Source organism: Pantoea sp. X-Soil-TKNS-1279, assembly GCF_059730565.1.
Genome location: NZ_AP035948.1, coordinates 2,792,399 through 2,812,383 on the forward strand (window position 1 = coordinate 2,792,399; position 19,985 = coordinate 2,812,383).

Here is a 19,985-nt window from a genome sequence, read left to right on the forward strand (position 1 = left end):
GACATTATATTGCACACTTTTACGTCAGGTGCGCTTTATCGGCGAAAATATTGAACAGCGACGCGGAGACGTAATGGGCATTATTTTTGACAAACCCTTGATTGGCGTAGTGATGTGTCAGAACAACATCGGTAGCCATCCTGGGCAGACCGTCCATAACAAGTATCTTGATGCCATCGTGCTCGCCGGTGGCCTGCCCCTCCCTTTGCCGCATCAACTGATGCAAGCCCCTCATCTATTAGAAAACAGTATGACGTTGCTGGATGGCATTTTGCTGACGGGCAGCCCGAGCAACATCGAACCCTGGCATTATGGCGAAGAAGGTGTGGAGCCTCATGCCGATCCGGCCCGCGACCGTCTCGCATTCGGCCTGATTACCCATGCGGTGGGAAAAAAGATGCCGATACTGGGTATTTGTCGGGGATTGCAGGAGATGGTGGTGGCAAATGGAGGGTCGTTGCATCGCTATCTTCACCTCACTCATCAATTCCAGGAGCATCGTGAGGATGACACGCTGCCGCTGGAACAACAGTATGCCCCTGTGCATGAGGTAAAACCGGAAGCCGATGGTCTGCTCAGCCACATACTTGGTAGCGATGCCGCTTTTAGAGTGAATTCGCTCCATCAACAGGGGGTCCGTGAACCCGGCCCCCAACTGCGCATCGAGGCGCGCGCAGCCGATGGCCTGCCAGAAGCGGTCAGTTTACGTCAGCACCCGTTTGCTCTGGCGGTACAGTGGCATCCGGAGTGGCATTCAACCGACGATCCGGTTTCGCGCCAGTTGTTCGAGGCATTTATTCACGCCGCTGTTCGTTATCACAAGGAAAAACGACCATGAACGACGCCACTCTGGCACCCGGACGACGTTTATCGCAAATCCGGCAGGAGTTGGGATTGTCTCAGCGTCGCGTCGCTGAGTTGTCAGGTTTGACCCATAGCGCCATCAGCACCATCGAGCAGGATAAAGTCAGCCCGGCGGTGAGTACCCTACAAAAACTGCTGAAGGTGTACGGGTTATCGCTATCAGAATTTTTTTCCGAGCCGAAGCAGGACTACACACCACGCGTGATTGTTCGCCCCGATGATCGGGTGGAGATTGGCAGCCTGGGGGTGTCGTTACAGCTGATTGATAATGGGGCATCGCAGCGAGCGCTGGCGATGCTGTTGGAGCATTACGCGCCAGGTTCCAGTACCGGTGAAAAACTCCGCCATCCCGGCGAAGAGACTGGCACCGTACTGGAGGGCGAAATTACGCTGGTAGTGAATGGTCAGAGCTATCATCTGTACGCCGGAGAAAGCTACGTCATCGATACCGGTTTACCGCATAGCTTTACCAATATGTCCGATCAGCCGTGCCGAATTGTGAGCGCCCATTCGCCGGCAAATTTCTGAGGCCACGCGCAGAAGGAGGTTGTGATGCAACATGTGGAGAGTTATTACGCCGCAACAGCGGATGCGCATGAACCCTGGCCGGAATTGCAGGAGAGCATTCGATGTGACGTCTGCATTATCGGTGGCGGCTTTACCGGCCTGTCATCGGCGCTGTATCTCACTGAAGCGGGTTACGATGTGGTGCTGTTGGAGGCGGCGAAAATCGGCTTTGGTGCCAGTGGACGTAATGGCGGCCAGGTGGTCAATTCTTACAGCCGCGACGTTGATGTGATTGAACAACGTTACGGCAAAGACACCGCAAAGATGCTTGGCAGCATGATGTTCGAAGGTGCGGACATTATTCGCGACCGTATCGATCGCTATGCCATCGCCTGTGACTATCGCCCCGGCGGAATTTTTGCCGCGTTAAATAATCGCCAGATGGGCCATCTGCGTAACCAGAAAGCCAGTTGGGCGCGCTATGGCAACCATGAGCTGGAATTGCTGGATGAGCGTGGTATCCGCCGTGAAGTGGCGACCGACCGTTACGTTGGGGGATTGCTGGACAAACGCGGCGGGCATCTGCATCCATTGAATCTGGCGCTGGGGGAAGCCGAGGCCATCCGGCGGCATGGCGGGCGTATCTATGAACAATCTGCCGCGTTGAAGGTGGAGTATGGCACACCGCATCGGGTAAAAACGGCGCGCGGCGATGTTAGCGCCACCTTTGTCATTTTCGCTGGCAACGCCTATCTCCCGACGCAACTGGAACCACGTCTGGGCCGTAAAAGCATGCCTTGCGGCTCACAAATCGTCACCACCGAACCGCTGAGTCGCGATTTGGCGCTCAGTCTGCTGCCGAATAATCATTGCGTAGAAGACTGTAATTATCTGCTCGACTATTTCCGTCTCACCGCAGACAACCGCCTGTTATACGGCGGCGGTGTGGTGTATGGCGCACGCGAGCCGGAGGATATTGATGCATTGATTCGCCCGAAGCTGCTGCGCACCTTCCCGCAGTTGCGCGATGTGAAGCTCAGCTATCGCTGGAGCGGAAATTTCCTGCTGACGCTGTCACGGATGCCGCAGTTTGGCCAACTGGAGAAGAATGTTTACTTTATGCAGGGTGACAGTGGTCATGGCGTGACCTGTACCCACTTATCCGGCAAGCTGATCGCGGAAGTCCTGCGCGGCCAGGCGGAACGGTTTGATGCCTTTGCCCGATTGCCACATTTGCCCTTCCCTGGCGGAAGACGCTTTAAGGTGCCACTCACTGCGATGGGTGCGGTGTGGTATGCGTTGCGGGATCGATTGGGGGTGTAACCTTAGAAAGGGGAAATACAGCCTTATCTTACAGTTAATAACGTTATCCTTACCAAAACTTGCTATATCGCTGTTCTGGTGACAAGATCGTGAGCGTTTTCCAGAATGGGTGGCAAAATGCTAAAACGGTTTACCCGATATGCCTCAATTGGTGTCCTTAATACTCTGATTCATTGGGCTATTTTTGGCACATTGTACAATCTTGGTTTTAAGCAATCCGTCTCGAACTTCATTGCGTTTTGCACGGCTGTCACCTTTTCATTTTTTGCCAACGCCCGATGGACATTTAACGCGCAAGCCACCACGGCGCGATATATTTTCTATACCGTGTTTATGGGGGCCACCGCGCTTGCTGTGGGATGGGCTGCTGATAACGCACATATCAATCCACTGCTGACTCTGATCCTTTTCTCGGCGATAAGCCTGGTTTGCGGTTTTTTCTGGTCAAAATTATTCGTTTTCAGGGAGCGAAAATGAAAATCTCACTGATAGTTCCTGTTCTTAACGAAGAAGAAGCACTGCCGGTCTTTTATAACGCCATCCGGAATTTCAATGGATTTGGCGATGATGACGTTGAGATTGTCTTTATTAATGATGGAAGCACGGATAGCACTGAACAGATACTGCAAAATATTAGCCTCGATGATCAGCTGGTTAAATATGTCACCTTTACCCGCAATTTTGGCAAAGAGCCCGCTCTCTTTGCCGGACTTGAAGCCTCAACGGGAGATGTGGTTATCCCGATTGATGTCGATTTGCAGGACCCGATTGCGATAATTCCCCAACTTGTTGAGAAGTGGCGGAACGGTGCTGATGTGGTATTGGCAAAACGTATCGACAGATCGTCAGATACTCACCTGAAGCGCAAAAGTGCCGAGTGGTTCTACCATTTACACAATAAGATTAGCAAACCACAGATTGAAGAAAACGTGGGCGATTTTCGACTGATGTCTCGTGAAGTTGTCGAGAACATCAAGTTGCTGCCTGAAAGAAATTTGTTTATGAAAGGCGTTTTGAGCTGGGTAGGTGGTAAAACTGAAGTCATTGAATATACCCGAGCAGAGCGCGTTGCGGGCACAACTAAGTTCAATGGCTGGAAACTCTGGAACCTTGCATTGGAAGGTATCACCTCCTTTTCCACCTTTCCTCTACGTATGTGGACCTATATTGGCCTGTTTGTTGCCGGGTTATCCTTTATTTATGGCACCTATATGGTGTTAAACACCCTTATTTTCGGCAACCCGGTACGAGGTTATCCTTCAATTCTGGTTTCAATCCTTTTCCTCGGTGGCATTCAGCTGATTGGGATTGGCGTCCTTGGGGAGTATATTGGCAGGATTTATATTGAGACGAAGAAAAGACCTCGCTATATAATAAAGAACAACGAGAACAAAAATGAGCCAAAATAAATATATAAATTCAAGGCGAATAAATATAAATCTAAACATGGTATTTGTTGTCATGCTAGTTACCTCTGTAATTATGACCTATTTGTTTTTCAGGTCATGGAACAATGCCTCTCCAGCCACACCTGAAGCAGCCGAATATCAGCTCGAAAGCTTTTCTGTCAACACCTGTCATTTTGAAGAAAAAAAGATAACCGTGACAGGATGGGCATTCGTTCCAGGAAACACAAAAGTTCTGAACAGGATTTATGCAAAAGAAAAAAACGGTGAATGGATTGAGTTAATGAGTTCCACCGTAGTTAGAAAAATTGATGACTCTGCACCTTCCATCCCCTCTAATCATGACAAGTCAGGATTCATTGCCACCAGGAGTGGTTTTTTATCAAGAAGCAGTTTCACGCACGATATCATGATTATTTCAATGGACAGCAAAGGAGCAGGCCATGCAGCCAAATATCATTGCAAACAAATGGATTAAAACATCTGTCCTCATTTGTGCGTTTACATACCTATTTATTATTGTAAGAAAATTACATCTCCGTGATTTTTCTGATGACCAGTACTTTATTAGCATATTTAATTCAAACCATATCATCCAAATCCTTGTTGAAAGATATTTTACATGGACGGGCCGATTCCCTATTGAACTATTGATGACAACTACCATTAGCTTTACGGCTTTCTGGAAGATTGGCGTCCCTCTGGCTGTCATTGTTTTGTGTTTTTCACTATCAAGAATTGTAAATAAGAAAGTCAGTGTAATATCTTTTGCTATTACACTGGGGTTATTTGCCACCATTCCAAACAATATAAACACGGATGCATCATGGTGGATTACCGGATTTTATAATTATCTTCTTCCCGTAACCCTTGCTATATACGCTTTCTCTGTGACGTATACCAACAGCAGCAGGCCAATTGAGAAAACTTTCTGTTTTATCGCAGTTTTTTATTTTTCATATATGGAGCAGGCAGGCATTGCATATGTAATAGCAATCAGCTGCATCTTGCTGTCAAATAAAGAATCACGGAACAAGTTTAATATAACAACTCTTACAATAAGCATAATAAACCTGGCTATTTGTCTCAAAGCGCCGGGAAACGAGCAAAGATTATTACTTGAACCATGGAATTGGTATCCACAATATACCACTTATGGCCTTATAAATAAACTTTCGCTTGGCTTTGATAAGTTACATCAGCTAATGACGTTCAGATGCAACACCCCATTGATCGGTCTTGTCGCAGCTATTATTGCCCTGAGATCTGTGGGTGGTAAGATGCTGCTATCAATCAAGATTGCGATGATTGTCATGATGACATTTATTGCATTATCCATAACAAACTCACTGACTGGTTTCTTCTCTAATATTTCCTTTTTCTATAGCACGACACTGGATGCATCTAACTGGTCATCAGAGAAAATTTTTCTTTCTTACTTGTATTTATTTATTGTCATTTCGTCCCTGTTTATCATTCTGTTGGACATGTTGATAAACAAAATGATCTCGCCCCTCCCAATTATTGCTATGTTTCTGGGGTTTATGTCCGTAACAATGTTGGGAATGTCTCCTACTGTTTACGCTTCAGGATTTAGAGTTGATTTTGTATTTGAAATAATGTGCATCCTTTCTTGCATGTATATTTTCAAAAAACTATTTATTTTGCGAAGTAACGCCATCGAATCACCAATGCAACATAATGCTGCGGTAGAGAGTTAATCCCTCACCACGGGGCCTTATGACAGGCCCCATGATTTACGCCACTATTCCAATGGCATCGTCATCGGGTCATTCCAACTGTATTCGAAGCCCAGTTCATCGCAAATCGCATTGCCATCAATGGTTTTGCCTGCATTCCCCGTCTGCTCAGCCACAAAGGTTGGCGCGGTCAGCCCAAGCTGACGCGCTACTGTCGGGTAAAATTCACAACGTGCCGGATGTTTCGGCGCACACAGGTTATATACATGCCCACCTTTCGGCGTCTGCAACAACAGCACAATTGCATCCACCACATCATCCAGATGCACCAGATTCACCACATGTGCGCCATCGCGTAAATCCGTTTTCCCGGCAAGGAAACGTCCGGGATGACGATTGGGTCCCACCAGCCCGGCGAGACGAACAATATCCACTGAGGTTCCCGGCAAATCGTGCAACCAGTTCTCCAGCGCCACCAGCGTTTTACCCGCTACGGTTTCTGGTCGCAACGGACTGTGCTCCTTCATCACTCCCGGACCTGGGCCGTACACTGAAGTGGAACTGGTGAAGATAATCCGCGGGACCTTAAAGGCTAATGCGGTATCCACCACATTTTGTACCGCCTGCATATAATCTTCGCCGCCCTGCACAGTACGACTGGCGGGTAAGGTCACCACCAGCGCATCCACCGACATTAGCGCTTCCAGATCGTCTGCCTCGCACTCCAGCTCAGGTGTCAGCACCAGTTGAAACGCCTCAATGCCACAACGACGAGCCGCATCTACCCCATCTGGCGAGGTTTTGCTGCCCGTCACCTGCCAGCCGCGTGTCGCCAGCGCCATCGCCAACGGCATGCCCAGCCATCCCAGCCCCACAATCGCGACCTTTTTCATATCGACTCCCGGCTTCGCTGCTCAAAGACACTTCATCTTAGTGCTGTCGTGGGTGTCAAACCAGCGCTAACTGTTGTGGGAGATTCCAGAAATTGACGTTAAAAAAGGCTTGCCACACGTCGCTATCTTCGCTAGGTTAATCAGCACGCAAATGAATACCCATTCAGCAACGGAATTTTTTATGACACGCGTTCAGTTCAACCACCATCATCACCATCATCCTGACTAGTCTTTCAGGCGATGTGTGCTGGAAGACGTTTAGGATCTTCCAGTGGTGTGAGCGCAAAGAGAGCCCCCGGAAGATCATCTTCCGGGGGTTTTTTTATGGGCTGACGCAACCCAACTGAGTTCAGACAGGAATGAATAAGAGGACAGGAACCATGTTAGATAACACCCGTTTACGCATAGCTATGCAGAAATCTGGCCGTTTAAGTGATGAATCACGCGAACTGCTGGCACGCTGTGGCATTAAAATTAACCTTCAGCAGCAGCGTCTGATTGCGTTTGCGGAAAACATGCCAATCGACATCCTGCGCGTGCGCGATGACGATATTCCCGGACTGGTGATGGATGGCGTGGTGGATCTTGGCATCGTGGGCGAAAACGTGCTGGAAGAGGAGCTATTAACGCGCCGCGCCCAGGGTGAGGATCCGCGTTACTTTACTCTGCGTCGTCTCGATTTTGGCGGTTGCCGCCTGTCGCTGGCAATGCCGGTTGACGCAGAGTACACCGGTCCGCAATGCCTTGATAAATCCCGCATTGCCACCTCTTACCCTCACCTGCTGAAAAAGTATCTCGATAAACAAGGCGTTGCTTTTAAATCCTGCCTGCTGAATGGTTCAGTTGAAGTGGCACCCCGTGCCGGTCTGGCCGACGCGATTTGCGACCTGGTGTCTACCGGCGCCACGCTGGAGGCCAATGGCCTGCGCGAAGTTGAAGTCATTTATCGCTCAAAAGCGGTATTGATCCAACGTGACGGCGAGCTGTCCGGCGCCAAACAAGAGCTGGTCGACAAACTGATGACCCGTATTCAGGGTGTCATCAAAGCGCGTGAGTCCAAATACATCATGCTGCACGCGCCGAGCGAGCGTCTGGAAGAAGTGATTGCCCTGCTGCCGGGTGCGGAGCGTCCTACCGTCCTGCCGCTGGCCGGCGAAGTCAGCCGTGTGGCGATGCACATGGTGAGCAGCGAAACGCTGTTCTGGGAAACCATGGAAAAACTGAAAGCCCTTGGTGCCAGCTCAATTCTGGTGCTGCCGATTGAAAAAATGCTGGAGTGACCGAATGAGCGCCCTGATGACCCCGATTGACTGGCAGCAATGCAGCACCGAGCAGCAACAGGCGTTACTGATGCGTCCGGCGATTTCCGCCTCCGACAGCATCAGCCAGGTGGTGCGTGATGTCCTGGCACAGGTAAAAGAGAACGGTGACGATGCGCTGCGTGAATTCAGCGCGCGTTTTGATAAAGCGCAGGTGGATAACCTGCGTGTGACGGCCGAGCAGATGCAAGCCGCCAGTGACCGCCTGAGCGACAGATTGAAGCAGGCAATGGCCGTGGCCGTGGGCAATATCGAAACTTTCCACAACGCACAGATTCTGGCGACAGTGGATGTGGAGACACAACCCGGCGTGCGCTGCCAACAGATTACGCGCCCGGTGCAATCGGTTGGCCTGTACATTCCAGGCGGTTCTGCCCCGCTGTTTTCCACCGTATTGATGCTGGCAACCCCGGCACGCATCGCTGGTTGTGGCCGTGTGGTGCTGTGCTCACCACCGCCGATTGCCGACGAGATCCTCTATGCCGCTCAACTGTGTGGCGTGCAGGAGGTGTTTCAGGTTGGTGGCGCGCAGGCGATTGCCGCCCTCGCTTTCGGCACCGACACCGTACCAAAAGTGGACAAGATCTTTGGTCCAGGCAACGCGTATGTCACCGAGGCCAAGCGTCAGGTGAGCCAGCGTCTGGATGGTGCAGCGATAGATATGCCTGCCGGTCCGTCTGAAGTGTTGGTGATTGCCGATGCTGGCGCAACCCCAGCCTTTGTGGCTTCTGATTTGTTGTCCCAGGCCGAACATGGCCCGGATTCGCAGGTGATTCTGCTGACGCCATCACTGGAACTGGCAAACGGCGTCGCCGCCGCAGTTGACGAGCAACTGGCGCAGTTGCCGCGTGCCGCCACCGCGCGTCAGGCGTTAGCCAGCAGCCGCCTGATTGTGGCGCAAGATCTGGCGCAGTGCGTCGCCATCTCGAACCAATACGGCCCTGAGCACCTGATTATTCAGACGCGTACTCCGCGTGACCTGGTCGATAGCATCACCAGCGCCGGTTCGGTGTTCCTGGGTGACTGGTCGCCTGAATCAGCCGGTGATTATGCCTCCGGTACTAACCATGTACTGCCGACCTATGGCTACACCGCCACCTGCTCGAGCCTCGGTCTGGCGGATTTTCAGAAGCGTATGACCGTGCAGGAACTGACGCCACAGGGTTTCCTTAACCTCGCGGCCACCATCGAAACCCTGGCCGCCGCTGAGCAGCTGGAAGCCCACAAAAACGCCGTTACCCTGCGTGTTGCGGCCCTGAAGGAGCAAGCATGAGCCTGAATGTTGAAGATTTGGCCCGCGCCAATGTGCGCGCGCTGACGCCGTATCAATCAGCCCGTCGCCTGGGGGGTAACGGTGATGTGTGGCTGAACGCCAACGAATTCCCGCTGCCGGTGCCGTTTGAGTTGTCGCAGCAGACGCTGAACCGTTACCCGGAATGCCAGCCGAAGTTGGTGATCGAGCGTTATGCCGGTTATGCCGGCGTCAGCCCGGAGCAGGTACTGGTGAGCCGTGGCGCGGATGAAGGTATTGAACTGGTGATGCGTGCTTTCTGTGAACCGGGCAAAGACGCGATTCTGTTCTGCCCGCCGACGTATGGCATGTACAGCGTCAGCGCTGAAACCATCGGTATCGAATACCGCACCGTGGCAGCGCTGGACGACTGGCAATTGAATCTGCCCGCCATTGCTGACCAGCTCGACGGGGTGAAAGTGGTGTATATGTGCAGTCCGAACAACCCGACCGGCAACCTGATCAACCCGGACGATATCCGCGCCCTGCTGGATATGACCGCCGGAAAAGCGCTGGTGGTGGCGGATGAAGCCTATATCGAATTTTGCCCGCAAGCGACGCTGGCTGGCTGGTTGAAAGATTATCCGCATCTGGTGATTCTGCGCACCCTGTCGAAAGCCTTTGCGCTGGCTGGCCTGCGCTGCGGCTTTACGCTGGCGAACAAGCCAGTGATCGACCTGCTGCTGAAAGTGATTGCACCTTACCCGCTCGCCACCCCGGTAGCGGATGTGGCGGCTCAGGCGCTGAGCGAGCAGGGGCTGGCGCTGATGCGCGAACACGCGCTGCAACTGAATGCCAACCGTAGCTGGCTGCTGGAACAGCTGCCGCAGATCGCTTGTGTGGAAGCGGTATTCTCAAGCGAGACAAACTATATTCTGGCGCGTTTCACCGATTCTCCGAAAGTGTTTAAAACCCTGTGGGATGAAGGCATTATCCTGCGTGACCAGAATAAAAACCCCGGCCTGGCGGGATGTCTGCGCATCTCAATCGGCACCCGTGAAGAGTGCGAGCGCTTAATCGCCGCGCTGCAAGCCTTACCTGTGGAGCAAGCATGAGTCAGAAGACCCTTTTTATCGACCGCGACGGCACCATCATCTCTGAACCCCCGGTGGATTTTCAGGTGGATCGCATGGACAAGCTGGCCTTCGAGCCAAACGTGATCCCTGCCCTGCTGGCGCTGCAAAGCGCCGGTTACCAGCTGGTGATGATCACCAATCAGGATGGTCTGGGTACCGACAGCTTCCCGCAGGCCGATTTTGATGGGCCGCACAACCTGATGATGCAGATCCTGACGTCGCAGGGTATCCGTTTCAGTGACATCCTGATCTGCCCGCATAAGCCGGAAGACAACTGCGATTGCCGTAAACCAAAAACCAAAATGGTTGAAGCCTGGCTGGCAGAAGGCGCGCTGGATGTGGCGAACAGCTATGTGATCGGCGATCGTCACACCGATATCCAGCTGGCGCAAAATATGGGTATTCAGGGCCTGCGTTACGGTGCAGAAGGTGAAGACTGGAACGCTATCCAGCAACGTCTGACCAAGCGCGATCGCTATGCGCTGGTTAACCGCAACACCAAAGAGACGCAGATTAAAGTTGAAGTGTGGCTCGACCGTGAAGGCGGCAGCAAGATCAACACCGGCGTCGGCTTCTTTGACCACATGCTGGACCAGATTGCGGTACACGGTGGCTTACGCATGAATATTGATGTGAAAGGCGACCTGTATATCGACGACCACCACACGGTAGAAGATACCGGCCTGGCGCTGGGCGAAGCCCTGCTGAAAGCGCTGGGGGATAAACGTGGTATTGGCCGTTTCGGCTTCGTGTTGCCGATGGACGAATGTCTGGCGCGTTGTGCGTTGGATATCTCCGGTCGCCCGCACCTCGAATACAAAGCGGAGTTCAGCTATCAGCGCGTGGGCGACCTCAGCACTGAGATGGTCGAGCATTTCTTCAGCTCCCTCTCCTACGCCATGATGAGCACCCTGCACCTGAAAACCAAAGGCCGCAACGATCACCATCGCGTGGAAAGCCTGTTTAAAGCCTTTGGTCGCACTCTGCGCCAGGCGATCCGCGTGGACGGTAACACCCTGCCGAGCTCGAAAGGAGTGCTGTGATGAACGTGGTGATTCTCGACACCGGCTGCGCCAACCTGTCGTCGGTAAAGTGGGCGGTTGAGCGCCTCGGATATACCCCGGAAGTGAGCCGTGATCCTGATGTGGTGCTGCGCGCAGATAAACTGTTTCTGCCGGGTGTCGGCACTGCTCAGGCGGCCATGAACCAATTACAGGAACGCGATCTGATCGAGCTGGTAAAAGCCTGTACGCAGCCAGTACTGGGGATTTGCCTCGGTATGCAGCTGCTGGGACGCGGCAGTGATGAGAATGGCGGCGTCACCACGCTCGGCATCCTTGATGAGCCGGTAACGCTGATGGATACCAAAGGTTTACCTCTGCCGCATATGGGCTGGAATCAGATCACCTCGCAGGCCGGAAACCACCTGTTTCGCGGTATCGACGACGGTAGCTATTTCTACTTCGTGCACAGCTACGCCATGCCGGTCAACGCCAATACCATTGCTCAGTGCGAGTACGGCTTGCCGTTCACTGCCGCCTTGCAAAAAGATAACTTCTTCGGCGTGCAGTTCCACCCGGAGCGTTCCGGTAAAGCGGGTGCGCAGCTGCTGAAAAATTTCCTGGAGATGTAATGATTATTCCCGCTTTAGATTTAATCGACGGCAAAGTGGTGCGTCTGCATCAGGGCGATTATGGCCAGCAGCGTGACTACGGTAGCGATCCGCTGCCACGTTTGCAGGACTACGAACGCCAGGGGGCGCAGGTGCTGCATCTGGTGGATTTGACCGGTGCCAAAGATCCGGCCAAACGTCAGATCCCGTTACTGCAAACCCTGCTGCGCGGCGTCAGCGTTCCGGTGCAAGTCGGTGGCGGTATCCGCAATCGTGAAGATGTCGCGGCGTTGCTGGCGGCAGGTGCCAGTCGCGTGGTGGTGGGTTCCACCGCCGTGAAACAACCGGAAGAGGTGAAAAGCTGGTTCCGGGAGTTTGGCGCAGATGCCATCGTACTGGCGCTGGATGTGCGTATCGACGCCGACAATCGCAAAGAAGTGGCGATCAGCGGCTGGCAGGAAGCAGCGGGCGTAACGCTGGAAGAGGTCATTGGCTGGTATCAGCCGGTTGGTCTGAAGCATGTGCTGTGCACCGATATTTCGCGTGATGGCACGCTGAGCGGTTCCAATGTCGCCCTGTATCAGGAAGTGTCTGATGCGTTCCCGGATATCGCGTTTCAGTCATCCGGCGGTATTGGTTCGCTGGACGATATCGCCGCCCTGCGCGGCAGCGGTGCGCAGGGCGTGATTGTCGGTCGCGCACTGCTGGAAGATAAATTTACGGTTTCGGAGGCCATTGCATGCTGGCAAAACGGATAATTCCCTGTCTCGACGTTCGCGACGGACAGGTGGTGAAAGGGGTTCAGTTCCGCAATCACGAAATCATTGGCGACATCGTACCGCTGGCGCAGCGTTACGCACAGGAAGGGGCCGATGAATTGGTGTTCTACGATATCACCGCCTCGTCTGATGGCCGTGTGGTGGATAAGAGCTGGGTATCACGGGTAGCGGAAGTGATTGATATTCCATTCTGTGTGGCAGGTGGCATCAAGAGCGAAGTGGATGCCGCGCGCATTCTGGAGTTCGGTGCCGATAAAATTTCTATCAACTCGCCCGCGCTGGCTGACCCGTCACTGATTACCCGCCTGGCCGATCGCTTTGGCGTGCAATGTATTGTGGTGGGTATCGATACCTGGTTTGACGAAGCAACTGGTAAATATCACGTTAACCAGTATACCGGTGATGAGTCCCGCACCCGCGTTACCCAATGGGAGACGCTGGACTGGGTGCAGGAAGTGCAGAAGCTGGGTGCAGGCGAGATCGTGCTCAACATGATGAACCAGGACGGCGTGCGCAACGGTTACGACCTGGTACAACTGAAGAAAGTGCGTGATGTGTGCAAGGTGCCGTTGATTGCTTCCGGTGGTGCGGGCACCATGGCACACTTTCTCGAAGCGTTTGAGCAAGCCAATGTTGATGGCGCGCTGGCAGCTTCGGTGTTTCACAAACAGATTATTAATATCGGTGAGCTGAAAAGCTTCCTGATTGACAACGGTGTGGAGATTCGCGCGTGTTAACTGCAGAACAACTGACCCGTCTGGATTGGGTCAAAACCGCGGGCATGATGCCCGTTATCGTCCAGCACAGCGTCTCTGGCGAAGTGCTGATGCACGGGTATATGAACGAGGAAGCGTTGCAGAAAACCCTCGCGGAGGGCAACGTCACCTTCTTCTCGCGCACCAAAAATCGTCTGTGGACCAAAGGCGAAACCTCGGGTCATTTCCTGCAAGTGGTAAGCATTACACCAGATTGCGACAACGATACGCTGCTGGTGCTGGTAAACCCGATAGGCCCTACCTGTCATCTCGGTACTTCCAGCTGTTTCTCTCCGGCAGCACCGGACTGGACTTTCCTGTATCAACTGGAGCAACTGCTGGCAGAGCGCAAACATGCTGACCCGGCCAGCTCCTATACCGCGAAGCTGTACGCCAGCGGTACCAAGCGCATTGCACAGAAGGTCGGTGAAGAAGGCGTCGAGACCGCGCTGGCTGCGACGGTCAATGATCGTCACGAGCTGACCAATGAAGCATCAGATTTGATCTACCATCTGTTGGTGTTGTTGCAGGATCAGGAGCTTGATCTGAGCACCATTATCAACAATCTGCGTGCGCGTCATAAGTAAGCGATTGTGCACTATGCTGCTCAAAATCGACGAGCATGGATAATTTTGAGCAGCATACTTCTCATAAATAACAAAGCTGGCTAAAATTGAGCAATATATTGCTCAATAAAGGCACAACATGTTAACCCTTCAATTGCATGTCGATGGATGCTGGCAAGATGCTGCACTACTGGAAGTGAAAGAGCCACGCAAAGGACGTGAAAGTTCCGCGCTGCTTGCGTACGAGTTCGACTATGCCAGTCAATATCTTGACCGTGATGACCATGCCAGTTGCAGTATCAACTATTCCGTGATGCTAATTGGCAGCCATTTTTCCCAACCCTGGTTTAGCTTTCTCGACGATATCATGCCTGCTGGTGCCAGCCGACGCTATTGGGTGGCACGGCTTGGCTTACAAACTAAATCGCCCGCTGAGCAGGATTATGCTTTATTGAAAGCGGGTACTATCGCGCCTGTCGGCAATCTGCGTATTAAAGAGTCCTTACCACGCCTGCCTGCGGAAAGTCAGCTTAAGACCAGGCGCTTTCCTGCGGAATGGGCCGTTGAGCGTGATACCGATTTTCTGGAATACGCCCAGCAAATGGGAGCAGCCAGCGGTGGGGCTACGGGAGCCGGTGGCGAGGCACCAAAATTGCTATTGAGACGTAATGATAACTGTGAGGTGTGGATTGATACCTGGCAGGATGATATGCAAAGCCAGGATACACACTATCTGGTCAAATATCCGCGCGGCGCGCGCAGTGCGATAGATTGCGACATTTTGCGTGCTGAGTACCATTTCTATCATGAATTACATGCTCTCGGCATCGATACGATACGTACCGATAATATGTTGTTATCTGAAGGTGAACGCTATCCATCATTGTGGCTGCCGCGTTTTGATGTGGATTTTATTGGCAAAAGCAAAGTGCTATATGGTCTGGAATCCGTCTATTCCATTATGAAAAAGCCACCGGGTAGTTACCTTAATCACTTCGATGTCATCAATGCACTGGTTGAAAAGCTAAGTCTGACGGATACCGGGCGTAAGCGGCTGGTTATTGAATGGGTGAAACGCGATATGCTTAATATCGCCTTCGGCAATTCAGATAATCATGGTCGTAATAGTGCCGTGTTGAAAAAGCCTGATGGCATGTGGCTGGCCCCGATTTACGATTTTGCCCCAATGAAAGCTGACCCGGAAGGGATCGTTCGTACAACGCAATGGGGCCCCCCCTATGAAGAGGGTGGGGTGTTCCAGTGGCATTTAATAGCAACACGACTGGACGAATTTGTCCCCCAATCTGAACTGCTCAATGCGTTGAAAAAATTGGCAGAGAGTCTACTCGGCTTAAAATCTCGTCTGGCAGCACGCGGTGTTCCCTCTTCTATTCTGGAAATGCCAGGGATTGGTTTTAACTTTCTCGATCAACGTATCGCAGGATGGAAATTATGACAAAGAAGCTCTCGCCATTTGAACGCGAAGCGATGCTTCTTGAGCTGTTGCAACAATTTATGACAGAGCAGTTAACTCAGGGAGAATTGCTGATGCAACTACGCAAAAAAGTTCTGGGCTTCTCGCAGGAGCGCTACGCCACACTGGCAGGTATCAGCAGACGCACACTTTCTGACATTGAACTCGATAAAGAGAGCATCACACTCACCACGTTGAACCGAGCCTTAAAACCATTAGGGTTAAAGACAGGTGTTTTACCACGCCAGCCACATATGTTGCAGACACTGTTAACCCAACTCGCTCAATCCGGAGACCACCATGACCACCCATGAAAAACTGCTCACCCTGCTTGATCAGCATCAGGCGCGTTATCGTCTGATGTCACATGAAGCAACAGGTAAGTGTGAAGCGGTGGCCGCTATTCGTGGCACCGAAGTTGGTCAGGGGGCAAAAGCGCTGGTGTGCCATGTCAAGGGCAACGGTATCAAGCAACATGTGCTGGCGGTGCTACCTGCCGATCAGCAGGCAGATTTAAGCAAAGTCGCAGAAGCCGTGGGGGGGCGTCGCGCTTCACTCGCCAGCCCGGCAGAAGTTGATGTGCTCACCGGTTGTGTGTTTGGCGCTATTCCGCCCTTCAGTTTTCATGCCGACTTAATGCTGGTGGTGGATCCCTCGCTGTTTGAACGCTACGACGAAATTGCCTTTAATGCCGGGGTGTTGGAGAAGTCAGTGGTGTTAAATACCGAGGATTACAAAGCGATACACAATGGTAACGTGATGAAAATAACCCAGTAATTGCTATAACTTTCTCTGGACGGTACTCTGCGTGATTCCACATCACGATAAAAGAAGACCGCTTTATGGCAAGTTCACGTTTTACCGCCCGTCTGCGTCAGACGCTGACAATGGCTGTGCTGGCAAGCTGCGCGTTCGGCGCACAGGCAAAAATTGACCAGGTTCGTTTCGCCGTTGATCCCACCTACCCTCCTTTTGAATCCAAAACGCCGCAGGGTAAATTGGTCGGTTTTGACATCGATCTGGGCAATGCGCTTTGCGAACAGATGAAAACCAAATGCGTGTGGGTAGAAAGTCAGTTTGACGGCATGATCCCGGCCCTGAAAGCACGCAAATTTGATGCGATCCTTTCTGATATGGGCGTGACTGAAGAACGTCTGAAGCAGATCGATTTCACCGTGCCGCTTTACGACACCAAAACTCAGCTCATCGCACGTAAAGGTTCCGGCCTGTTACCCACTGCTGAATCGCTGAAAGGCAAAACTGTCGGTGTTGAGCAAGGCACGGTACAGGAACGCTATGCGCGTGCGAAATGGCAACCTTATGGTGTTAACGTTGTCCCTTATGGCGACCAGGCTCAGGTTGAAAGCGATCTGGTTTCTGGCCGTCTTGATGCGGTGTTTACCGATGCTGCGCAAGCCGCTATCGGCTTCCTGAAGCAACCTCAAGGCAAAGATTTTGAACTGGCAGGACCGACGGTCCAAGACCCGATTATCGGTCCGGGAACGGCGATTGGTCTGCGTAAAGGTGATACCGAGCTGAAAACTGCACTGGATGATGCCTTTGCTGAAATCAAAAAGAACGGCACCTTCGACAAGATCCAGAAAAAATACTTCGCGACAGATATCTCCATTCAGCAGTAAATCTGGGGCGGCATGAGCCGCCCTTCTTTTCAGTCGCACTATAATAATTGCCATTCGAAACACCAATGTCAGCGTGTAGCTCACGCGCGGCAGCAAACAGGACATCATTAACGCCATGCAACAACAACATCACCCTCTTTTAAGCGCTTCTCTGGGTACGCAGCGTGAAATCTATAGTTTTCACTTCAGCGGCGGCGACACACACAAACGTGTCTATATTCAGGCTGCTTTACATGGTGATGAATTGCCAGGCATGGCGGTGGCCTGGTATCTGAAACAAAAATTGCTGAAGCTGGAGTCCACCGGGCAGCTAAAAGCTTCATTTACGTTGGTGCCGGTAGCCAATCCGCTGGCTTTGGGGCAGCACTGGCATGGTACTCATCTGGGGCGGTTTCATACGCTCTCCGGGCAGGACTTTAACCGTCGCTTTCCGGCATTGGGTGAGACATTAGTTGCCGAGCTGGCCGGTTTACTGACACAGAGTGAGTACGAAAACAAACGGCTGATTCGGGATGCTATTGACCGCCACTACCGTGACACCATCGCCAAAACCGAGCTGGACGCACAACGTTTCACACTGATGCGGATGGCCAGTCAGGCCGATTTAATGATTGACCTGCATTGCGACTGGGATGCGGTCCCTCATCTTTACACCACACCTCATGCGTGGCCGGATATCGAGCCACTGGCTCGCTGGCTGGGCAGTGAAGTTCAGTTGCTGGCGCAAGTGTCCGGTGGAGAACCCTTTGATGAAGCCTGTTGCGAACCGTGGCTGACACTGGCGACACGTTATGGTGACGAATATCCAATGCCGCGTGGATTACTGCCCGTGACGCTCGAACTACGAGGTGTGGCTGATGTTTCCCCTGAGCAGGCAGAGAAAGATGCAGATGCGATTATTAATGCGCTGATTGAAGGTGGCTATATTGCGGGTGAGGTAGGCGAGTCCCCTGCCCTGATTAATCCTGCGACAGAGCTGGCGGGCTGTGAATATATCTTTGCACCACATTCGGGCTTGATACTTAATCGTCGTAAGATTGGGGAAAGGATTGCAGCCGGTGAGGTTGTAGCGGAGATTATTGATCCCATCACCGATCAGGTGACACCATTGCTGGCTGAATTCGGCGGCATCTTATACGCACGCAATCTGATGAAATTTGCGACCGCAGGGATGTTGATGGTGCGGCTGGCCGGGGAAAATGCCGGACGTGAGGGCGATTTATTGGTGGGGTAAAAAAAAAGGCTTCCCGTAGGAAGCCTTATTATTATCAGTCCAGCCACTCGGTGTGGAACACACCGTCTTTATCGATACGCTTATAAGTATGCGCACCGAAGTAGTCACGCTGAGCCTGAATCAGGTTAGCCGGCAGCACTTCTGAACGGTAGCTGTCGTAGTATGCGATAGCCGCTGAGAAGGTCGGAGTTGGGATACCGTTCTGTACAGCGTAAGCAACGACATCACGCAGCGCCTGCTGATATTCATCAGCGATATTTTTGAAGTATGGAGCCAGCAGCAGGTTAGCGATGTTCGCGTTTTCTGCGTAAGCATCAGTGATTTTCTGCAAGAACTGAGCACGGATGATACAGCCCGCACGGAAGATCTTCGCAATCTCACCATAATGCAGATCCCAGTTGTACTGCTCAGAAGCAGCACGCAGCTGAGAGAAGCCCTGCGCGTAAGAGACGATTTTACCCAGGTACAGTGCGCGACGGACTTTCTCAACGAATTCCGCTTTATCACCGGTGAAGGCTTTCGCCTGCGGGCCGCTCAGTACTTTAGACGCGGCAACACGCTGCGTTTTCAGAGAAGAGAGGTAACGAGCAAACACGGACTCAGTGATCAGTGACAGCGGTTCGCCCAGGTCGAGCGAGCTTTGGCTGGTCCACTTACCAGTACCTTTGTTCGCGGCTTCGTCCAGAATCACATCAACCAGGTATTTACCGTCTTCATCTTTCTTGGTGAAGATATCTTTGGTGATGTCGATCAGGTAGCTGCTCAGTTCACCATTGTTCCAGTCGGTGAAAGTTTTTGCTAACTCTTCGTTGGTCAAGCCCAGTGCGCCTTTCAGCAGTGCATAGGCTTCTGCAATCAGCTGCATATCACCGTATTCAATGCCGTTGTGCACCATTTTAACGTAATGACCAGCACCATCCGGACCAATGTAAGTCACGCAAGCTTCACCATCTTCGGCACGCGCAGCAATTTTATCCAGGATTGGTGCAACCAGTTCGTACGCTTCTTTCTGGCCGCCAGGCATGATTGATGGGCCTTTCAATGCGCCCTCTTCACCACCTGAGACACCGGTGCCGATGAAGTTAAAGCCCTGATCAGACAGTTCTTTATTACGACGGATGGTGTCTTTATAGAAGGTGTTACCGCCATCGATAAGAATGTCGCCCTTGTCCAGGTGAGGAGTCAGAGAAGCGATGGTCTTATCTGTCGCTTCACCAGCCTGTACCATCAGCAGGATGCGGCGAGGTTTTTCCAGTGATTCAACGAACTCTTCGATGGTGTAATAAGGCGCGAGTTTCTTGCCCGGGTTCTCAGCGACGACTTCATCAGTCTTTTCACGAGAACGGTTGAAGATAGATACAGTGTAGCCGCGGCTCTCAATATTGAGGGCCAGATTACGCCCCATCACTGCCATACCTACAACGCCGATTTGTTGCTTGGACATTTCTTACTCCTGTCTGGATATAAAAGCGCTAACAGCTTTTGCCTTATCTAAGGGAAGTATTGATTACATTACCAATGACCGTACTATCATACATCACCAATG

23 protein-coding genes and 1 other annotated feature are annotated in these 19,985 nt (G+C 52.1%); of the genes, 21 read left to right on the forward strand and 2 right to left on the reverse strand.

The features are described from left to right. The first annotated feature begins 73 nt into the window (after positions 1-73). The 7 genes from puuD to AC6I8N_RS13160 all read left to right on the forward strand — a co-directional run bounded on the left by puuD (position 74) and on the right by AC6I8N_RS13160 (position 5,821). Positions 74-838: a gamma-glutamyl-gamma-aminobutyrate hydrolase gene (gene puuD, locus AC6I8N_RS13130; protein WP_021185939.1), complete on the forward strand. Its 765-nt coding sequence runs from the start codon at positions 74-76 to the stop codon at positions 836-838. Then, the gene (puuR, locus tag AC6I8N_RS13135; protein ID WP_021185940.1) at positions 835-1,392 is read left to right on the forward strand and encodes an HTH-type transcriptional regulator PuuR; all 558 of its coding nucleotides are present in this window, start codon (positions 835-837) and stop codon (positions 1,390-1,392) included. Before puuD ends, puuR begins: the two co-directional genes overlap by 4 nt. A gap of 24 nt (positions 1,393-1,416) precedes the next feature. After that, positions 1,417-2,694 carry an NAD(P)/FAD-dependent oxidoreductase gene (locus AC6I8N_RS13140; RefSeq protein ID WP_497829227.1) on the forward strand — a complete coding sequence of 426 codons (1,278 nt, stop codon included), beginning with the start codon at positions 1,417-1,419 and terminating at the stop codon, positions 2,692-2,694. A 117-nt stretch (positions 2,695-2,811) separates the two neighbouring features. Continuing rightward, positions 2,812-3,171: a GtrA family protein gene (locus tag AC6I8N_RS13145; protein WP_497829228.1), complete on the forward strand. Its 360-nt coding sequence runs from the start codon at positions 2,812-2,814 to the stop codon at positions 3,169-3,171. Then, on the forward strand, positions 3,168-4,103 hold the full coding sequence (locus AC6I8N_RS13150) for a glycosyltransferase family 2 protein (protein ID WP_497829229.1): 936 nt from the start codon (positions 3,168-3,170) through the stop codon (positions 4,101-4,103). Before AC6I8N_RS13145 ends, AC6I8N_RS13150 begins: the two co-directional genes overlap by 4 nt. Then, complete coding sequence (locus AC6I8N_RS13155) at positions 4,090-4,578, forward strand: hypothetical protein (RefSeq protein ID WP_497829230.1); 489 nt, start codon at positions 4,090-4,092, stop codon at positions 4,576-4,578. The genes AC6I8N_RS13150 and AC6I8N_RS13155 overlap by 14 nt, the downstream gene beginning before the upstream one ends. Next, on the forward strand, positions 4,544-5,821 hold the full coding sequence (locus tag AC6I8N_RS13160; protein ID WP_497829231.1) for a hypothetical protein: 1,278 nt from the start codon (positions 4,544-4,546) through the stop codon (positions 5,819-5,821). The genes AC6I8N_RS13155 and AC6I8N_RS13160 overlap by 35 nt, the downstream gene beginning before the upstream one ends. A 44-nt stretch (positions 5,822-5,865) precedes the next feature. On the opposite strand, the gene AC6I8N_RS13165 is transcribed toward AC6I8N_RS13160, so the two are convergent. After that, on the reverse strand, positions 5,866-6,693 hold the full coding sequence (locus AC6I8N_RS13165) for an SDR family oxidoreductase (protein WP_497829232.1): 828 nt from the start codon (positions 6,691-6,693) through the stop codon (positions 5,866-5,868). Between the two features lie 181 nt (positions 6,694-6,874). On the opposite strand from AC6I8N_RS13165, the gene hisL reads away from it, so the two are divergent. From hisL to AC6I8N_RS13235, 14 genes are all read left to right on the forward strand, one after another. Beyond that, positions 6,875-6,922 carry a his operon leader peptide gene (gene hisL / locus AC6I8N_RS13170; protein ID WP_100396937.1) on the forward strand — a complete coding sequence of 16 codons (48 nt, stop codon included), beginning with the start codon at positions 6,875-6,877 and terminating at the stop codon, positions 6,920-6,922. Further along, positions 6,898-7,019: a sequence feature (His leader region), on the forward strand. (Overlaps the previous gene by 25 nt.) Positions 7,020-7,073: 54 nt before the next feature. Then, on the forward strand, positions 7,074-7,973 hold the full coding sequence (gene hisG, locus AC6I8N_RS13175) for an ATP phosphoribosyltransferase (RefSeq protein WP_013509717.1): 900 nt from the start codon (positions 7,074-7,076) through the stop codon (positions 7,971-7,973). Positions 7,974-7,977: 4 nt separating this feature from the next. After that, positions 7,978-9,285, forward strand: coding sequence for a histidinol dehydrogenase (gene hisD / locus AC6I8N_RS13180; protein WP_497829233.1), 1,308 nt, complete (start codon positions 7,978-7,980; stop codon positions 9,283-9,285). Then, positions 9,282-10,358, forward strand: coding sequence for a histidinol-phosphate transaminase (gene hisC / locus AC6I8N_RS13185; RefSeq protein ID WP_497829234.1), 1,077 nt, complete (start codon positions 9,282-9,284; stop codon positions 10,356-10,358). The genes hisD and hisC overlap by 4 nt, the downstream gene beginning before the upstream one ends. Next, entirely contained in the window at positions 10,355-11,422 is a 1,068-nt protein-coding gene (gene hisB, locus AC6I8N_RS13190; protein ID WP_021185948.1) for a bifunctional histidinol-phosphatase/imidazoleglycerol-phosphate dehydratase HisB, read from the forward strand. Before hisC ends, hisB begins: the two co-directional genes overlap by 4 nt. After that, a complete protein-coding gene (gene hisH / locus AC6I8N_RS13195; protein WP_208724007.1) occupies positions 11,422-12,012 on the forward strand; it encodes an imidazole glycerol phosphate synthase subunit HisH in 591 nt (196 codons plus the stop codon). The genes hisB and hisH overlap by 1 nt, the downstream gene beginning before the upstream one ends. Beyond that, positions 12,012-12,749 (forward strand): 1-(5-phosphoribosyl)-5-[(5-phosphoribosylamino)methylideneamino]imidazole-4-carboxamide isomerase, encoded by a 738-nt coding sequence (hisA, locus tag AC6I8N_RS13200; RefSeq protein WP_208724006.1) that lies wholly within the window; start codon positions 12,012-12,014, stop codon positions 12,747-12,749. The genes hisH and hisA overlap by 1 nt, the downstream gene beginning before the upstream one ends. After that, positions 12,731-13,507 carry an imidazole glycerol phosphate synthase subunit HisF gene (gene hisF, locus AC6I8N_RS13205; RefSeq protein ID WP_497829235.1) on the forward strand — a complete coding sequence of 259 codons (777 nt, stop codon included), beginning with the start codon at positions 12,731-12,733 and terminating at the stop codon, positions 13,505-13,507. Before hisA ends, hisF begins: the two co-directional genes overlap by 19 nt. Further along, on the forward strand, positions 13,501-14,112 hold the full coding sequence (gene hisIE, locus AC6I8N_RS13210; protein WP_208724005.1) for a bifunctional phosphoribosyl-AMP cyclohydrolase/phosphoribosyl-ATP diphosphatase HisIE: 612 nt from the start codon (positions 13,501-13,503) through the stop codon (positions 14,110-14,112). The genes hisF and hisIE overlap by 7 nt, the downstream gene beginning before the upstream one ends. Before the next feature lie 118 nt (positions 14,113-14,230). Further along, positions 14,231-15,547 (forward strand): type II toxin-antitoxin system HipA family toxin, encoded by a 1,317-nt coding sequence (locus AC6I8N_RS13215; protein ID WP_497829236.1) that lies wholly within the window; start codon positions 14,231-14,233, stop codon positions 15,545-15,547. Further along, positions 15,544-15,879, forward strand: coding sequence for a helix-turn-helix domain-containing protein (locus AC6I8N_RS13220; protein WP_497829237.1), 336 nt, complete (start codon positions 15,544-15,546; stop codon positions 15,877-15,879). Before AC6I8N_RS13215 ends, AC6I8N_RS13220 begins: the two co-directional genes overlap by 4 nt. After that, positions 15,866-16,342 carry a YbaK/prolyl-tRNA synthetase associated domain-containing protein gene (locus AC6I8N_RS13225; protein WP_497829238.1) on the forward strand — a complete coding sequence of 159 codons (477 nt, stop codon included), beginning with the start codon at positions 15,866-15,868 and terminating at the stop codon, positions 16,340-16,342. The genes AC6I8N_RS13220 and AC6I8N_RS13225 overlap by 14 nt, the downstream gene beginning before the upstream one ends. 65 nt (positions 16,343-16,407) lie before the next feature. Next, positions 16,408-17,205: an ABC transporter substrate-binding protein gene (locus AC6I8N_RS13230; protein ID WP_021185956.1), complete on the forward strand. Its 798-nt coding sequence runs from the start codon at positions 16,408-16,410 to the stop codon at positions 17,203-17,205. A gap of 115 nt (positions 17,206-17,320) precedes the next feature. After that, entirely contained in the window at positions 17,321-18,439 is a 1,119-nt protein-coding gene (locus AC6I8N_RS13235) for a succinylglutamate desuccinylase/aspartoacylase family protein (protein ID WP_497829239.1), read from the forward strand. Between the two features lie 34 nt (positions 18,440-18,473). On the opposite strand, the gene gnd is transcribed toward AC6I8N_RS13235, so the two are convergent. Next, positions 18,474-19,883: an NADP-dependent phosphogluconate dehydrogenase gene (gene gnd, locus AC6I8N_RS13240; RefSeq protein ID WP_208724001.1), complete on the reverse strand. Its 1,410-nt coding sequence runs from the start codon at positions 19,881-19,883 to the stop codon at positions 18,474-18,476. Positions 19,884-19,985 lie beyond the last annotated feature (102 nt).

Coding starts and splice junctions, on each gene's coding strand:
- puuD (WP_021185939.1), top strand. CDS start 74: ATGGGCATTATTTTTGACAAACCCTTGATTGGCGTAGTGATGTGTCAG.
- puuR (WP_021185940.1), top strand. CDS start 835: ATGAACGACGCCACTCTGGCACCCGGACGACGTTTATCGCAAATCCGG.
- AC6I8N_RS13140 (WP_497829227.1), top strand. CDS start 1,417: ATGCAACATGTGGAGAGTTATTACGCCGCAACAGCGGATGCGCATGAA.
- AC6I8N_RS13145 (WP_497829228.1), top strand. CDS start 2,812: ATGCTAAAACGGTTTACCCGATATGCCTCAATTGGTGTCCTTAATACT.
- AC6I8N_RS13150 (WP_497829229.1), top strand. CDS start 3,168: ATGAAAATCTCACTGATAGTTCCTGTTCTTAACGAAGAAGAAGCACTG.
- AC6I8N_RS13155 (WP_497829230.1), top strand. CDS start 4,090: ATGAGCCAAAATAAATATATAAATTCAAGGCGAATAAATATAAATCTA.
- AC6I8N_RS13160 (WP_497829231.1), top strand. CDS start 4,544: ATGCAGCCAAATATCATTGCAAACAAATGGATTAAAACATCTGTCCTC.
- AC6I8N_RS13165 (WP_497829232.1), bottom strand. CDS start 6,693: ATGAAAAAGGTCGCGATTGTGGGGCTGGGATGGCTGGGCATGCCGTTG.
- hisG (WP_013509717.1), top strand. CDS start 7,074: ATGTTAGATAACACCCGTTTACGCATAGCTATGCAGAAATCTGGCCGT.
- hisD (WP_497829233.1), top strand. CDS start 7,978: ATGAGCGCCCTGATGACCCCGATTGACTGGCAGCAATGCAGCACCGAG.
- hisC (WP_497829234.1), top strand. CDS start 9,282: ATGAGCCTGAATGTTGAAGATTTGGCCCGCGCCAATGTGCGCGCGCTG.
- hisB (WP_021185948.1), top strand. CDS start 10,355: ATGAGTCAGAAGACCCTTTTTATCGACCGCGACGGCACCATCATCTCT.
- hisH (WP_208724007.1), top strand. CDS start 11,422: ATGAACGTGGTGATTCTCGACACCGGCTGCGCCAACCTGTCGTCGGTA.
- hisA (WP_208724006.1), top strand. CDS start 12,012: ATGATTATTCCCGCTTTAGATTTAATCGACGGCAAAGTGGTGCGTCTG.
- hisF (WP_497829235.1), top strand. CDS start 12,731: ATGCTGGCAAAACGGATAATTCCCTGTCTCGACGTTCGCGACGGACAG.
- AC6I8N_RS13215 (WP_497829236.1), top strand. CDS start 14,231: ATGTTAACCCTTCAATTGCATGTCGATGGATGCTGGCAAGATGCTGCA.
- AC6I8N_RS13220 (WP_497829237.1), top strand. CDS start 15,544: ATGACAAAGAAGCTCTCGCCATTTGAACGCGAAGCGATGCTTCTTGAG.
- AC6I8N_RS13225 (WP_497829238.1), top strand. CDS start 15,866: ATGACCACCCATGAAAAACTGCTCACCCTGCTTGATCAGCATCAGGCG.
- AC6I8N_RS13230 (WP_021185956.1), top strand. CDS start 16,408: ATGGCAAGTTCACGTTTTACCGCCCGTCTGCGTCAGACGCTGACAATG.
- AC6I8N_RS13235 (WP_497829239.1), top strand. CDS start 17,321: ATGCAACAACAACATCACCCTCTTTTAAGCGCTTCTCTGGGTACGCAG.
- gnd (WP_208724001.1), bottom strand. CDS start 19,883: ATGTCCAAGCAACAAATCGGCGTTGTAGGTATGGCAGTGATGGGGCGT.